Raw genomic sequence first — 13820 nt, 5'->3', positions numbered from 1 at the left:
TTGGGGAGTCGTAAGAAGGCTCCCTTTTTTTGTACTTACTAAGATAGCAACCTGATTTAGTTCATGAGTTTAATATAATATAATTTAATTTAATCTTTCCAATTAATAATAATGAAAAGGAGTTGCAGTATGGCAACTAATTTTGAAGAGGTAAGTGTACTGTCGGTAGTCATAAAGAGCTACATAATTTTTGAGGATGAAGAGGAAGGATTAGGCTATGAGATTGAAATAACAGATAGTTTAAAACATCCATTTTCTGATTTTAAGGATAGGGTATTAAATACTAGAAAAGAATGGAGGGATAAGGAGCCTGGTCCAACAATATTTCTGAATGTTGGGCACAGAGAAGAAGTGGAATTATATAATGAAGTATGGAAAAGAAAAATAAAAAAATTTTTCAAGAAGCTACAGAAAACGAGAACTTCTTAGATTCACTTGATAGGGAAATAAAGGAGCCGCATAATGTAATATCTCAGAATCTCTTCTTTCTCCTTTATGTTAATGAGCTTTTTAACAACGAGGTTTTAAAGGCTCCATACGGAGGAATAAAAGAATTAGAAGAAGACGATTTATCAATTTCATTTTTTTATGGGATTGAGGGATACGAAAATTATGAATCGGACTTTGTAAATGACATAATTAATTTATGGATAGTAAAAGAAAAACCCTTTTTAAAAGGCTATCAATGTTTTACCCGTTCATTTGTCTTGGGAGAAAGTATTAAAGGAAGAAGGATAACAACGATGATTGGAAATCCAGAATCTGATCATGTAAGTCTTCTAGTCGAAGGAGGACTACTTATCCCTCTTAATGAAGATGGCTACAAGAGCCTATCTTATATAGATAGCCAATATATTAACCAATGGACGGTTAAAGATGTAGAAATGATTCTTAAAAATCCTGTATATGCTTATGGAGTACAGTTTGAACCAGCAGAATTATTCTATGATTGGCAATATGTTTTATTATACGGATTGGCAACATTACCGATTAAAAAGTATCCTATACAAAAACTAGAGATAGTGTACGAAAGCTTTATGGAGAAAGTAAAACAAAACATATGTTACTTTTATAAAGCTGAAGTGATTTTACCAGATAAAACTGAATTCTTGAAAATAGTGCAGAAAGGAATAGATCAGTTAAGATCTTATCTAACTGGTAGCGAAGAAGAAGGAATCTCCAAAAATATTATCTTCCTTATGAAGAATAGATATGCTTTTTTGCCGGTCATTTATAACTTTTTAGAATCATTTTTTTGGAAAGAAGTTTATGAACGGTTTGAAAGATTAGAATTTAGTATGAAAGAGTTTGGTGATTTACTAGATGAAGCTAAAAATTTAAAGAGTGGTTATGAGAAAGGGTTACTATTTGAAGAGGTGGCAAGTTATTTTCTACGCAGTGTGTATGGCTTGAAACTTATGGGTCACCGCATTAAGGAAGAGAGAGAGGAAGTTGATCTTTATTTTTGTAACGTGTCTCTTGATCCGTTTCTTTGGAATTTAGGGGCTCTAATCTCTGTTGAATGTAAAAATAGAAAAGAAAAAATTAAGGTTTCAGATGTTAGAAATTTGGTTCCTGTAATGGATTCTAAAGGGATTAAAACATGTATTCTTTTTAGTATGGCAGGTTATACGCAGATTTCATTAAAAGAGATTGAGCATCAGTTTGTAAATGGAAGAAACATAATTCCTCTTAGTATGGAGGATCTTGAAAAAGTGTGTTGCAATTATCCTCCAAATAAATTGTTAGCAGATAAAATGAAGGAATTATTCACAGCTACTGAGAATGATCACAGATTATTGTATTAAATTAAAAGCATGAAGTATAACACATTCATAGGATTCAAAGATGAATATATCAGTCTTAGAAAGATGGGAGATTATGAAAAACAATTATGATTTTCACGCATTATTAGATGACGTTGAATTTGAGGCGTTGGCAATAGATATTGTTCGAGTTCGAGAAAATTTAGAACCCAATGTATTTCGCAGATATCCTAAAGGTAGGGATGGAGGCATTGATGGATATAGGTACAGTGATCATACTATTATTCAAGCAAAATGCTATAAAAATGATTTTAACATTTTGAAAGGAAGTTTGAAAAAAGAAGTATTAAAGTTGCGTAATTTGAAGCCGAGTCGATATATTTTAGTAACATCAGTTGGATTGAATAAAGAACAACAAAGGGAAATAATGGATTTATTCAAAGGATACATCCATTCTGATGAATATATAATTGGTAGAATAGAACTAAATGAGTATCTTGCTGACCCAAAGTTTTCTATTATCCAATTAAAATACAATAATTTATGGACGCCTAGTACAGTAGTTTTTGAACATATTTTAGAAAATATTATTTTGCGTGGACCCAATAATTTTAATCAATTTCACTTAAATGAAATGAAAAATAACGTTGAGTACTACATAAAAACGAAAGCTTATCATGAATCACTTGATATTATGGATTCACATAATTGTTTATTGGTATATGGTGAACCGGGAATTGGGAAAACGATGCTAGGTTTTAATATAGCGTTCCATTATTTGATGCAAAATGAGGAGCTTGATCTTTTTTTTACAGATACTATTGAAGATGTGTATAAATTTTATCGCTCAGATAAAAAGCAATTATTTGTAGTAGATGACTTTTTAGGTGTAAATTACGTCAATAATCAGATTCAAAATGGTGAATCTAAAATTTATCGAATGCTTAAGAGCATTATTAGTGGAAATAATCATAAAATTGTATTGATATCGAGAAAAAATATTCTTTTTGAAGGTATGAAATTATTACAAGAGTTAAAGGTAATAATTCAAAATATGAGTGTTGAGTTATCTTCAACTAGCTTAGAAAGTTCAGACAAGATGAGGATATGTTGGAGTATTCTAAAAAAGTCAAACTTACAGTATAGTCTTTTGCACAGCATTGTAATAGTTTCTGACAAAATTATTAATCACGATAATTATAATCCCCGATTTATTAATGATGCGATCCATCTTCTTTCTAAAATAAAGCATGATGGTATGTATCCGGGAAAAATACTGTTGGAAACATTGAAGAATCCCAATGAAATTTATGAGAGAATGTATAATCACCTTCATGAGACTTCAAAAAGTGCAGTTTATCTTGGTATATGTATGGCGATCTTTGGATATCCGGTTGAATTAAATATTTTAAGAAAATGCTACGGGGACTTACAAGAAAGTCTTCTTTGGCAAGAGTGGCAAAGTTTTGATGATGCTTTGGATCAATTATCCGCCTCTTTTTGTTTCGTTAGAGATATGACCTTTATCAGAACATTGACAGGTATTGACTTTGAAGTGAAAAAAACAATTGTAGGATTTAACAATCATAGCATGATGGAATATTGGAGGCATTTAATATCGAAAAATCTGTCACTGTATGGACTGAATCTTATTAAGAGTATTAATTTAATGAATCCTATTTTGTTTTTCGCTCACAATTTACTTTTACTAAATTTAATTGATGAACATAATAATATGGAGTTTGAGCAGACAATTATTCCAGGAATTATTGATAGAATTGCTAAAGATTACGAACGTTTAGATTTTATCTACTCCAATGGACTAGAGGAATACTGTACAGACGATAGATTTACGGACTTTTATTTCTCTTCAGATTATACTGACAGTTACAATCTTAAATTAAGACAAATATTAGATTTGAATGAGCAATATAACTCTCAAAAATTAAGGGATGTAATAGAAAAATTAAAGGTTTTTTTTATTAATAGTTTGTTAAAAGATGACCGTCATGCACTTTCTGATGAAGAGAAGCATGGTGTTCCTAAGATTGTCAATAAGTTATTAAAGCAAGGGTTCGAAATTCCTACTATGAAAGAGTTATTAGATGGCTATCGCTCTAAAATAAATTTTTTGAAATTTTACATCGTCTTTTATGAATTCAGAGATATATATGGTCAAGACTTTGACTGCTATCTCCAAGAAAACTACAATGAAATTTCTGATAAAATTATTTGGCTTATTGGGGATGATTATGACTTTTATGCATCCGACGATTTGGAAATTGAGATCGAGAATTTGTTATTCGGAGACGCTCCTGAAGCGATCCAATTATATAACGTACAGGTTAAAAAAGAATCCCTTAAGGCCATGAGAATATTGGAGAAAACTCTAAATTGGGACGGATATTCAGTAAAGTGGAATAGAATTCATTCTAACTTTGAAGAAACTACAAATCATAATCCTGATAAAAGCCAAGTCGAATTACATGAAGATGATATTTTTGTGGAAGAAACAAGTAAAAGGGATTTTATGGAGGAGTTGCTTCCCTATATACATAGGGATGATCAAGATAGTTGGGATTCTTTAATTAATTTAGCTGGAATAGTAGGCTGTGAAATTACTATCATGGATCGAGTTCAAGAAGATTTGTTCATGGGAAAATCTAAATGGAAAGGAACATATTATTCTACTGATCCGCTTTTTCTCGCGAAAATTGTTGATGAATATAAACGAGGTAATAGAATAGAGAATCAGATTCGCAATTTCTTCGACAACATGTTTAGTTCAATTGATTGTTCCGAATATGAAATTCTTACCAGGGTTGCAGTTGCAGCGCAGGAACATAACGAAATGTATTTTAATCGGGATAATTTGAAACAATGGCTCAATATATCAAATGACGAATGGAACTTGATTAAAGAGAGCAGTTACTTGGGGTATAATAATGGATGGTTGTATTTTATAGCCTCTGAGATTCAAGTATATCTATTATGTAAGAATATTAATGACCATTCATATAATAAAGTCAAAATTTTGAGCTTGATTGACTGGATTATAAACGAGTCCGATTTTCATATTTATATTTACAACGTATTTTGTATTCTTGTTGAGTTTTTTGCGGATGAAAGTAAAAATTATTTTTTGGAAAGCATTCAATCTTTTATTGAGCACATGAAGGAACTGAATGGTACAGAACAATTGGCATTTGGTTTATCTTCTGTCTATACACTTCAAGAGATGAACGATAAACAAGAAGTATCGAGTACAATTGAAAATTGGACTTTACTTAGGTTTTTAGAAATGTTGGAAGTAGAGTTTAATGAAGTGACTTCTGATTTGTCTTATGATTTATTTCAGAAGATCGCCACCAATAAGTACGAGACAGAATGTGCAATTGATTATGAATATTGCATAGCGCACCCAGAAAAGTTGGCTCCATTGCTTAACACTTCTTCAGTTGGACAAATGATAAAGGATGATCTAACAAAGATTGATAGTTTCATCGAACAATATTTTTGATGAATTTTTTTATACAGCCAGCACCTTTGTAATAAGATGTTGGCTGTTTTATCACTATATGATTTTTTTATCCTCATATCCCTATTTAAACATGACTACTGTCAAGAGCTCGTATTTCGTAACTCTTCCTGTTCAGCCAATTGCATCAGCTTGTAAATCTGTCGTGCTGTGTTCACATTCCGCACCGTCATTTGCTGATACAGCTTGGTGCCGACTAATTTCGTCAAACCGCTTTTTGTAACTTGTTCTTTGCTGACAGAAAACAAAATGGCTCCGGTCGTATATATGATATGCCCAATTCCTGGTTTCAAAGGAAGCTTGTGCAGAATGGAAATATCGTCAATTTCATCCCACAGGAACATTACGTCACTTTTCATCTGTGTATCATTAGACCATTCATTCGGCAGTGCCTCCATAATGCTCTGAATCTCTTTCATATTACGGACGATGACACGGATGGGTAAACTAAAATCCTCAAGAATCGCCTGTTCCAGTATAAGCGATAGCTCCTGGTTGGACCGCCCCTGACTGGAAAAAATAATGTTTCCAGAATTAATGTAAGTCGTCACATGCCCCATACCTGCATGTTCAAACGTTTGCTTGAGCTTCTTCATCTCAATTTTGTTGTTGCCGCCGACATTGATGCCCCGCAGTAATGCGATATAGATCATAAAAAGCGCCCCACCTCTCTTTAACAAATAGGATTTCTAACAAAAGGATAGATATTTCAGCAAGTACGTGGTTTGGTTTTCGCCCAACAAATGATGCAGCAATGGTTTTACGTGCTCGATATATGCTGCTTTGGTTTCGTATGTATCTTCATCTATCAATTCTCCCTTAAAGGTACAGGCACCTTCGATCAGGATGGAAAGAGCCGTAAAAAAGTCAGCTAAAGAGTCAGCAACCTGCTGCGCCGCCCCACCTTCAAATGCAGCATATACAGGGGAACCGAGTGCGCTAGTATCGACAATGACAGGATCGTCATTAAACGTGGCGATCACGACATGATGGGATGGCCATGAAGATGACTCATGAACAAGCTCACCAGACGTAATAAAGCGATAACCCAACTGTTGGCGATATAAATGTTCTGGTGCGACAAAAAAGAGAACTGCGGCATCCCCAACTTCAACTGCTGCATTTTTTAATTTGTGTGTTCCCGCTGCCTTGGCATCGATCATTTCATAATGGCTATATAGATACTCAAGCTCAGGGGATATAGGTATGCGGTTGTCCCAGCAATCTGTTATGTTCTCCATCCGGGGCTGGATGTCGTGGTCTTGGAATAGCCCGTAGGCTGCATTATACAAGTTTTGTTGTTGTACAAAACGGGCCAGCGCTTCGCTTAGCTGTTTCATAGGTGTTCATTCCTTTCTAATCGCAGACTATGACCTTCGTCATAACGTTTTACTTTTAGCATTAAGATATCATAATATAGAAATAAAGAACATATGTTTCTGTAATTATGCCGCCTTGCCAGTCGATCTATATTAATTTTACAATATAGGAGTTCGGATTAATGTGTTATGCCAGGTTCAACATGAAGTTTGGCTTGCTATGCAAGGGGGAGAGAAATGTCTTTTTCTAAAATATACGATTACAAATTAAGAGCCTATTTTAATGAGCGTATTTCTGATTTGAATCATGAATATCTATTTTATTCCTATCCTGATCAAGAGCAAAATTTAAGAGTATTAACTCTGAATATAAACGAGCAGGATCATATTTCTTTAGTACGATGGCACGATTTATTTGATAGGTCGCTACTTACCAAAATGGATCATTCCATTCTAAGCGTAACGGATGCTGAACTTCTGATTCGATTGCTTTCGCTCATTTTTAACGTTTTTGATGTACATAAAGATGTTGTTTATAGGCGAAAAAACTTATTTTGTTTCTATTATCAATATCAAGTTTCACATCTAGCAGAGAGAGGGAATGAATTCTCGCTTACTCAGGACAGACTATTTTTCCTGCACTATCTTTTATATGAACTGGGTTTAGGTGATGACATTTATGATCGTCTAACAATTGAAAATAATAAGATAATGTACCGCATGGAGGACGCACAGCAGTATGATTTGCACATTCTAATTGACATTTTGCATGAGCATATTAACAAAAATAAGACGGATATGGATACCCGAGCAGCACTGGGGAGAATAAAAATTTTGCAAGGCCAGTTGGTCAACTTCATCCTGGGCAGTCATGAGGTATATGATTTTCCATTCGATGATTTCAACAAGCCGTTTGCAGAAGCAACGCTGTTTATACAAGCCTACAACTCGAATAAACATAGGGTATTAGAAGTGCTGATCGACTGTATCAATGAGCATCAATCACCAACAGAGCAGTTCATCTCCCATTTGATTTTGATGAATTATTCCTATTTTGTTCTCAAAAGTAATCCTAGTGAAATTACATATCTTAAATTATTTTGCAAGAAAAAACCGGGAGTTTTTATGAAAGTATTGACTGCATTGCTTGAAATCAGATTTTTTATTGATAAATCCAGCTTCACAAATGCGGGTATAAATTATTATTTATCCAGAATAAAAGGGGTTTAATGATGCCATTCCATCACGTTTCTTTACCTGATTTACCATCGTCTATCGGACGCCTTACAGCCATTCATCCTGTAAAAGGTGGCTCTCAGGAAAGCATAACTCTGCTGGCGCTAAACACACAAGCAGAACTGTGGAAACTAAAACTTCGCTCTGGTAGCGCAGAATTATGCACACGTATTTGTATTCCTGATTTTAATCCCCTGCAACCTGTCCAAATGGTTACCAGTCTTGACGGCAAGTACGTAGCCATATCCAATCGTTTTGGTCGGCATGCGGCAGTGTATGATTTAGTCCATGCTCAAGAAAAAATGCAATTATCACGGGATGAGTACCACTCCGATAAAAGTATGTTTCCCCTGGCATTTGTTCATCGAGATGGTGCATGTATTCTTGTTCATGGGACGGAATGGAATCGGCTGGATCTGACGGATGTAGAAACAGAGATGCTTTTGACTGCAAGGCCTACCCCTGTTTATAACAACGAAAGCAAAGATGAGCACTATCTAGATTACTTTCATGGGAGACTACTGGCTTCTCCAGAGGGAAAATGGATTGCGGATACGGGATGGGTGTGGGCTCCATTAGGAGTGGTCCGAACTTGGTCGTTATCCGATTGGTTACTGAACCCATGGGAATCGGAGAATGGTCCATCAGTTCGCCATCTTTGGCACACCATAGATTGGGATGGGCCAGTGTGCTGGATAGGACCTGATACATTGGCGATTTGGGGACAGATGGATGCCGATTTACTGGAGGAGGAAGATTGGGGAGAGGAAGGAGTGGAACCGGCAGTTGTCCTATTCGATATGACTCAGCCTGAGTACCGACGTGTGATTTCTGCGATCCCGCCTCTTTATTGTAAGCCTGATGAATACAGGATGTATCCATATCCCCAAGCAGATATGGCCGTTTCCGGCGACCGATTATTCTTATGGGGAAAAGAAGTCCCGCTTCAGGTATGGCGGCTTTCAAGCGGTGTGCGAGAATATATAGATACGGAGCGATTTCCACTCATTTACCATCATGAGGCAGGGATTTTCATTGAATTAAATCCAGATAGCGGTTGTACAGCCTTGAGCTACGACGAATAAATGGCGTACCGGATATTCTTCCTTCCTAGTGATATGGAAATATATGCATTAGTTATAACAATACAAAGGAGTGTACATCAAAATGGTACTGATCAAGGATCGTTTTTATGGATGTCTCGCTGGACTGGCTGTGGGTGATGCTTTGGGAACCACAGTAGAGTTTAGCAGTCCAGGCACATTTGAACCTGTAACGGATATCGTAGGCGGTGGTGTATTTGGGTTGAAGGCAGGGCAGTGGACGGACGATACGTCTATGGCGCTCTGTTTGGCCGAGAGTATGGTGCGAATAGATAGCTTTGATCCAGCAGACCAAATGCGCCGTTACACCAATTGGTACCACTTGGGATATATGAGCAGCACGGGAACGTGCTTTGATATCGGTGGTGCAACGAGAGCAGCACTGCATCGCTTCGAAGCCACTGGAGAGCCATATAGCGGGTCCGTTGATCCCATGACTGCCGGTAATGGCTCGATCATGAGGCTTGCACCTGTTGCCATGGTTTATGCGAACCGTCCGGAAGAGGCAGTGATGTACGCCGAGCTGAGCTCGCGAACCACCCATGGAGCAGTCGAAAGTGTGGAGGCCTGTGCTGTGCTTGCTTCAATCCTTGTGGCAGGTCTGCGGGGAGCGGACAAAGAATCCATGTTATCACCCGACGTTTGCTATAAGTGGCGGCAGGAGCAGTCAGCTTATTCGACAGCCATTGAAGAAATCATTCAGGGATCTTACAAGTATAAGGTGCCGCCCGAAATACAAGGAAGCGGGTATGTCATTCGTTCCCTTGAGGCTGCGCTGTGGGCATTTCACCATTCGACTTCATTTGAAGAGGGAGCACTGCTGGCAGTAAATCTGGGGGATGACGCCGATACGACCGGGGCGGTGTACGGCCAGATTGCAGGAGCTTATTACGGGCTAAGCGGTATCCCGAGCCACTGGCGCGAGAAGCTGGCGATGAAGGAGACGATAGATGAGCTGACTGAGGCTTTATGGCAGAAGGCCGACAAGGGCCAGAAACTCTAAGGGGAACATCTATAAAGATCAAGCTGGGTTGCTTTTCTTATGAAGCAGAACCCAGCTTTTTTTGTTCGCTATATTTTGCCGATGACTCATCTCTTGGGATTACTACCCATATCGCCATACTTCCGCCCTCCTCAGTAACATGTTGTTATGACAAAATGAAGTCCAGTACAATTAACACTTCACTTTACTGATCTTTTAGAGGAGGAACTACATTGTCACATCTATATAAACAGCTTCATTCATTTGTCGATATTTCCAATGATATAAAAGGGTTTGAGATCGTTTCGACCCAATTTGGTCCTGATGGACGCGTGTATATTTTGCTAATTGATAAAGTCCCAGAACGAGTGCGGGGAATGTTCCCGCCTGCCTCTCTTAAAGAGAGACGTACTTACAAGATACTCATTATAGACGATCACATTGAAGAAGTGTATGTGGAGGGGCAGCAGTTCAACTATCATTATGTACAGCCTCTAAAAGATTATTTGTTACTCGTCGGAGCGCGTTGTCATTATTATGGACCCGGCCAATACGATTTAAATGGTAAAATTATTGATTATGAAGGCCGTACTGTGAATGAACTGCTGCTTGGAGACGGTATCCAGAGTGTTCAGGTTACAGAAGAAGGTACGATCTGGACCAGTTATTTTGATGAAGGTATATTCGGAAATTATGGTTGGAATGAGCCTGTGGGGTCCTCCGGCCTTGTCGCCTGGAATAAAGAGGGACACAAAATATATGAGAACCAAGCGGCAGACATTCATGATTGTTATGCTTTGAACGTAGTCAGCGAACAGGAAATCTGGTTTTATTACTATTCAGACTTTTCATTAGGACGTATTTCCGGTAACGACCGAACGAATATTACGTTTATGAATCCGAGGATTTCCGGCTGCTCCGGGGTGGCCACAGATGGGTATCACTTTTTGTTCGACGGCGGGTACGGAAAGAGTGGACAATATGTCCTGAAAATGAATGTGAAGCCAGGTAGCTTGTCCAAAGGGCAAAACATCCGTTTTTTAAATGACGATCAAAAGTTTCTTCAGCCGCACGAACAGGATTTCCGAAAAGACCGCCTGCTGCTCCGTGAAGGTTCTCTACTGTATCAGGTGACTATAGAAGAGTTAGCGTAAAAACCCACGTCAGACGTGGGCTTTTCTTTAACACCAAAGGGTGTAATACTTATTCATACGTTTTGACAAGATCATTCAGGGAGGTAACGGTACTTCCTGCAGTGCTGACACATCAATATCCATGGTTCTGCCTCCCTATCATTATTTTCGTTCTACTCTGAAATTGAAGCATATATATAGAAGGATATAATCTATTCGTAACCTCACAGATTTTTTTCCGTATAAAGATAAAAACATGATCCAAATTCGTTCCCTCAGGGAAAAATGCAACCATGTTTAACTTAATGAGAAGTTGAGGTAATGCATCATATGAATGAAAAATTTCAAGCCGATAAAGGATATCAGCTGGCTGAGCGGAAGGCGCTTCAGTATTTTGCATCACTCTATAATCAGATCAAGGATAAGACTTATATGACTTCTCTTACAGAAGATATCCATATATGGAAAAGAGGCCATATCCAGCATTCTTCATGGTTATCCTTCTTTTCACGGAAAAAGAGAAAGCCGGATACTCGGGATTATTACAGATATATTCAATGGCTGAGTTACACAGGGAAATTGGATGATTATCTGAATCGGAGTGTCTCTTATATTTACATGAGAGATCTAGGCAAGGCTCTAGATTCTGCTGACACTCAGACCCGGATTCAGCGCGTCATTGCTGACGTCAAAAGATATTTGCTTCAACCCACCCGTGCTCACAGGAGAGATCAACCTGAGTTTATGAATATAGCCGGGGTATATCGGTGGTCTCAAAAGGAAGGAATCGAAGCCACTGTAATTTGGGTAATCAACAAGCTTAACTCTGTATCTTCTCATATTCCTGAGGAAATGGATGCAGAGCACGCCCAGCGCAAGCTGATTAAAATCATTATTGGGGTTATTCTGCATGTGATGGAAGAAATGGACGAAGCCGTGTCACCTGGTGAACGTTCTCGCAGACTGGATGAAGCGATTAGGCTTGGATATTCTTATGGGCTGACCTATCCTTTTATTGATGATCTTCTCGACTCCCAGGTTTTGACGGTTCAAGAGAAAGAACAATATTCCCATATGATACGTACCGCGCTACTTACCGGATCTGTGCCAGAGCTGGGCGACTGGACTGGCGATCATATGAAGTTCATTCGCTATATTCATTCGGAGCTCTCGGATGCTTTTGAGTATATTAAGGCACATCAGCGGCCAGACACACAGCAAACCTTTTTCGAGCAGTCCTATGTTTTTTTTCATTCTCAAGATATCGATCGTGATAAGGACTTAACGCGAGCTCATTACACCAATGAAGAGCTTTATATACCCGTGATTTTAAAATCTGCTTCTTCCCGCTTGATTGTCCGTTCCGTGATTAGTGCTCCTGAGGATGACGGGTTTGAGCAACGAACATTCTATTATGGTATCTATAACCAGCTAGCTGATGATTTTGCGGATATGGCTGACGATATGAGAGATAGTGCGGTAACACCCTATACCTATTATTTAAAATATCATCATCAAAGATCGGATTTGATCAATCCCTTCGAATTATACTGGGCGGTCATTTCTAATTTGATCCATAACGTGTATCATTCCGATGCCACGGCTCGTGAGGTGATACTGGACCGTGCAATAAATGGACTCAAACGTTATAAAGAACGGGTAGGTGCAGAAAAGTACAATGAAATAATGGGGATTTTTGCATCCGGAAATCCAGAATTTAATAATCTCATTCAGAAGATGGTACAAAAAGCGGATGATGTAGATTTCTTAGATAAGCTACTTCGGGACCAGATGATTACTCAACTGAAAAATGATTCGAGGGAAAAGGAAGATTTTATGAATACGGTCAAAACAGTCCGTGATCAGATTAACAACCATTTGAAAATTACCAAGCCTTATGGGATCGAGGTCATGAAAGAACAGCTTATTGATGCTGCAAATTATAGTCTCGAGGGGGATGGGAAAAGGATACGTCCTATTTTGACCTGGGTCATGGGCGTAAATGAATATGGATTAGACGCTTCGGCAATCGTACCTCTTCTGCGATCATTGGAATATATGCATACAGCATCCCTGATTTTTGATGATTTGCCTTCCCAGGATAACGCCTCTACCCGTAGAGGGCGTCAGACCTTGCATCAGGTGCACAACAGCGCTACCGCGGAATTAACCGGACTATATCTGATCCAGAAGGCGATCGGGGAACAATCGTCACTTGATGAGTTCAGTGCTGAAACGGTGCTTGCCTTGATCCAATACTCGGCCCGCAAGGCAGAGGATATGTGTATGGGTCAGGCGATGGATCTGGATTCCAAAGGAAAGGCTTTGACATTGGAGCAGCTGAATATGATGTGCTTTTACAAAACAGGAGTGGCGTTTGAGGCTTGTCTCGTTATGCCAGCCATGCTTGCACAGGCCGAGGAGTCGGAGATTGCCGCTTTGCAGAAATTCGCCTATCATATGGGGATTGCTTTTCAGATTAAAGATGATTTGCTTGATGTGGAAGGAGATACGCTCTTACTTGGAAAACCTGTGGGTCAGGATTCGGATAACAATAATTCGAATTTTGTGTCCATCCTTGGTTACGAAGGTGCCAGTCAAGAGATGTGGGAGCACTACTGCCTTGCTATGGAAGCATTAAGAGAGGTGCCCCGCAATATCGCTTTTCTGAAGCATCTAATGAATTATATTGTGAACCGGGATCGTTAAAAAGAATTGTGCCCCGTAGCTCCATAGGAGTGGT

Annotated in this window: 10 protein-coding genes; 8 read left to right on the top strand and 2 right to left on the bottom strand. The window is 38.5% G+C overall.

Annotated elements, in window-relative coordinates; genetic code table 11:
- Window positions 1-129 precede the first annotated feature (129 nt).
- The 3 genes from NSQ68_RS17910 to NSQ68_RS17900 all read left to right on the top strand — a co-directional run bounded on the left by NSQ68_RS17910 (window position 130) and on the right by NSQ68_RS17900 (window position 5286).
- The gene (locus tag NSQ68_RS17910) at window positions 130-429 is read left to right on the top strand and encodes a hypothetical protein (RefSeq protein WP_342426726.1); all 300 of its coding nucleotides are present in this window, start codon (window positions 130-132) and stop codon (window positions 427-429) included.
- Window positions 372-1808, top strand: coding sequence for a hypothetical protein (locus NSQ68_RS17905; protein ID WP_342426725.1), 1437 nt, complete (start codon window positions 372-374; stop codon window positions 1806-1808). Before NSQ68_RS17910 ends, NSQ68_RS17905 begins: the two co-directional genes overlap by 58 nt.
- Before the next feature lie 73 nt (window positions 1809-1881).
- Window positions 1882-5286, top strand: coding sequence for a hypothetical protein (locus NSQ68_RS17900; RefSeq protein WP_342426724.1), 3405 nt, complete (start codon window positions 1882-1884; stop codon window positions 5284-5286).
- Window positions 5287-5387: 101 nt separating this feature from the next.
- On the opposite strand, the gene NSQ68_RS17895 is transcribed toward NSQ68_RS17900, so the two are convergent.
- Window positions 5388-5957, bottom strand: coding sequence for a DUF1697 domain-containing protein (locus tag NSQ68_RS17895; protein ID WP_342426723.1), 570 nt, complete (start codon window positions 5955-5957; stop codon window positions 5388-5390).
- A 36-nt stretch (window positions 5958-5993) separates the two neighbouring features.
- Complete coding sequence (locus NSQ68_RS17890; RefSeq protein WP_342426722.1) at window positions 5994-6644, bottom strand: hypothetical protein; 651 nt, start codon at window positions 6642-6644, stop codon at window positions 5994-5996.
- A gap of 216 nt (window positions 6645-6860) precedes the next feature.
- On the opposite strand from NSQ68_RS17890, the gene NSQ68_RS17885 reads away from it, so the two are divergent.
- The 5 genes from NSQ68_RS17885 to NSQ68_RS17865 all read left to right on the top strand — a co-directional run bounded on the left by NSQ68_RS17885 (window position 6861) and on the right by NSQ68_RS17865 (window position 13786).
- Entirely contained in the window at window positions 6861-7853 is a 993-nt protein-coding gene (locus NSQ68_RS17885; RefSeq protein WP_342426721.1) for a hypothetical protein, read from the top strand.
- Window positions 7854-7855: 2 nt separating this feature from the next.
- On the top strand, window positions 7856-8944 hold the full coding sequence (locus NSQ68_RS17880) for a hypothetical protein (RefSeq protein WP_342426720.1): 1089 nt from the start codon (window positions 7856-7858) through the stop codon (window positions 8942-8944).
- Between the two features lie 82 nt (window positions 8945-9026).
- On the top strand, window positions 9027-9965 hold the full coding sequence (locus tag NSQ68_RS17875; RefSeq protein ID WP_342426719.1) for an ADP-ribosylglycohydrolase family protein: 939 nt from the start codon (window positions 9027-9029) through the stop codon (window positions 9963-9965).
- 212 nt (window positions 9966-10177) lie between these two features.
- Window positions 10178-11098, top strand: a complete 921-nt coding sequence (locus NSQ68_RS17870; RefSeq protein WP_342426718.1) for a hypothetical protein — start codon at window positions 10178-10180, stop codon at window positions 11096-11098.
- Window positions 11099-11398: 300 nt separating this feature from the next.
- Entirely contained in the window at window positions 11399-13786 is a 2388-nt protein-coding gene (locus NSQ68_RS17865; RefSeq protein ID WP_342426717.1) for a polyprenyl synthetase family protein, read from the top strand.
- Window positions 13787-13820 lie beyond the last annotated feature (34 nt).

It is taken from the genome of Paenibacillus sp. FSL L8-0158 (assembly GCF_038592965.1).
Lineage (GTDB): Bacteria > Bacillota > Bacilli > Paenibacillales > Paenibacillaceae > Paenibacillus > Paenibacillus polymyxa_D.
The sequence above is the reverse complement of the archived record's forward strand: the minus strand, read 5'-3'. Positions and strand labels throughout refer to the sequence as shown.

Bases quoted from the DNA above. Each gene is read 5' to 3' on its own strand.
- NSQ68_RS17910 (WP_342426726.1), top strand. From the start codon at position 130: ATGGCAACTAATTTTGAAGAGGTAAGTGTACTGTCGGTAGTCATAAAG.
- NSQ68_RS17905 (WP_342426725.1), top strand. From the start codon at position 372: ATGGAAAAGAAAAATAAAAAAATTTTTCAAGAAGCTACAGAAAACGAG.
- NSQ68_RS17900 (WP_342426724.1), top strand. From the start codon at position 1,882: ATGAAAAACAATTATGATTTTCACGCATTATTAGATGACGTTGAATTT.
- NSQ68_RS17895 (WP_342426723.1), bottom strand. From the start codon at position 5,957: ATGATCTATATCGCATTACTGCGGGGCATCAATGTCGGCGGCAACAAC.
- NSQ68_RS17890 (WP_342426722.1), bottom strand. From the start codon at position 6,644: ATGAAACAGCTAAGCGAAGCGCTGGCCCGTTTTGTACAACAACAAAAC.
- NSQ68_RS17885 (WP_342426721.1), top strand. From the start codon at position 6,861: ATGTCTTTTTCTAAAATATACGATTACAAATTAAGAGCCTATTTTAAT.
- NSQ68_RS17880 (WP_342426720.1), top strand. From the start codon at position 7,856: ATGCCATTCCATCACGTTTCTTTACCTGATTTACCATCGTCTATCGGA.
- NSQ68_RS17875 (WP_342426719.1), top strand. From the start codon at position 9,027: ATGGTACTGATCAAGGATCGTTTTTATGGATGTCTCGCTGGACTGGCT.
- NSQ68_RS17865 (WP_342426717.1), top strand. From the start codon at position 11,399: ATGCATCATATGAATGAAAAATTTCAAGCCGATAAAGGATATCAGCTG.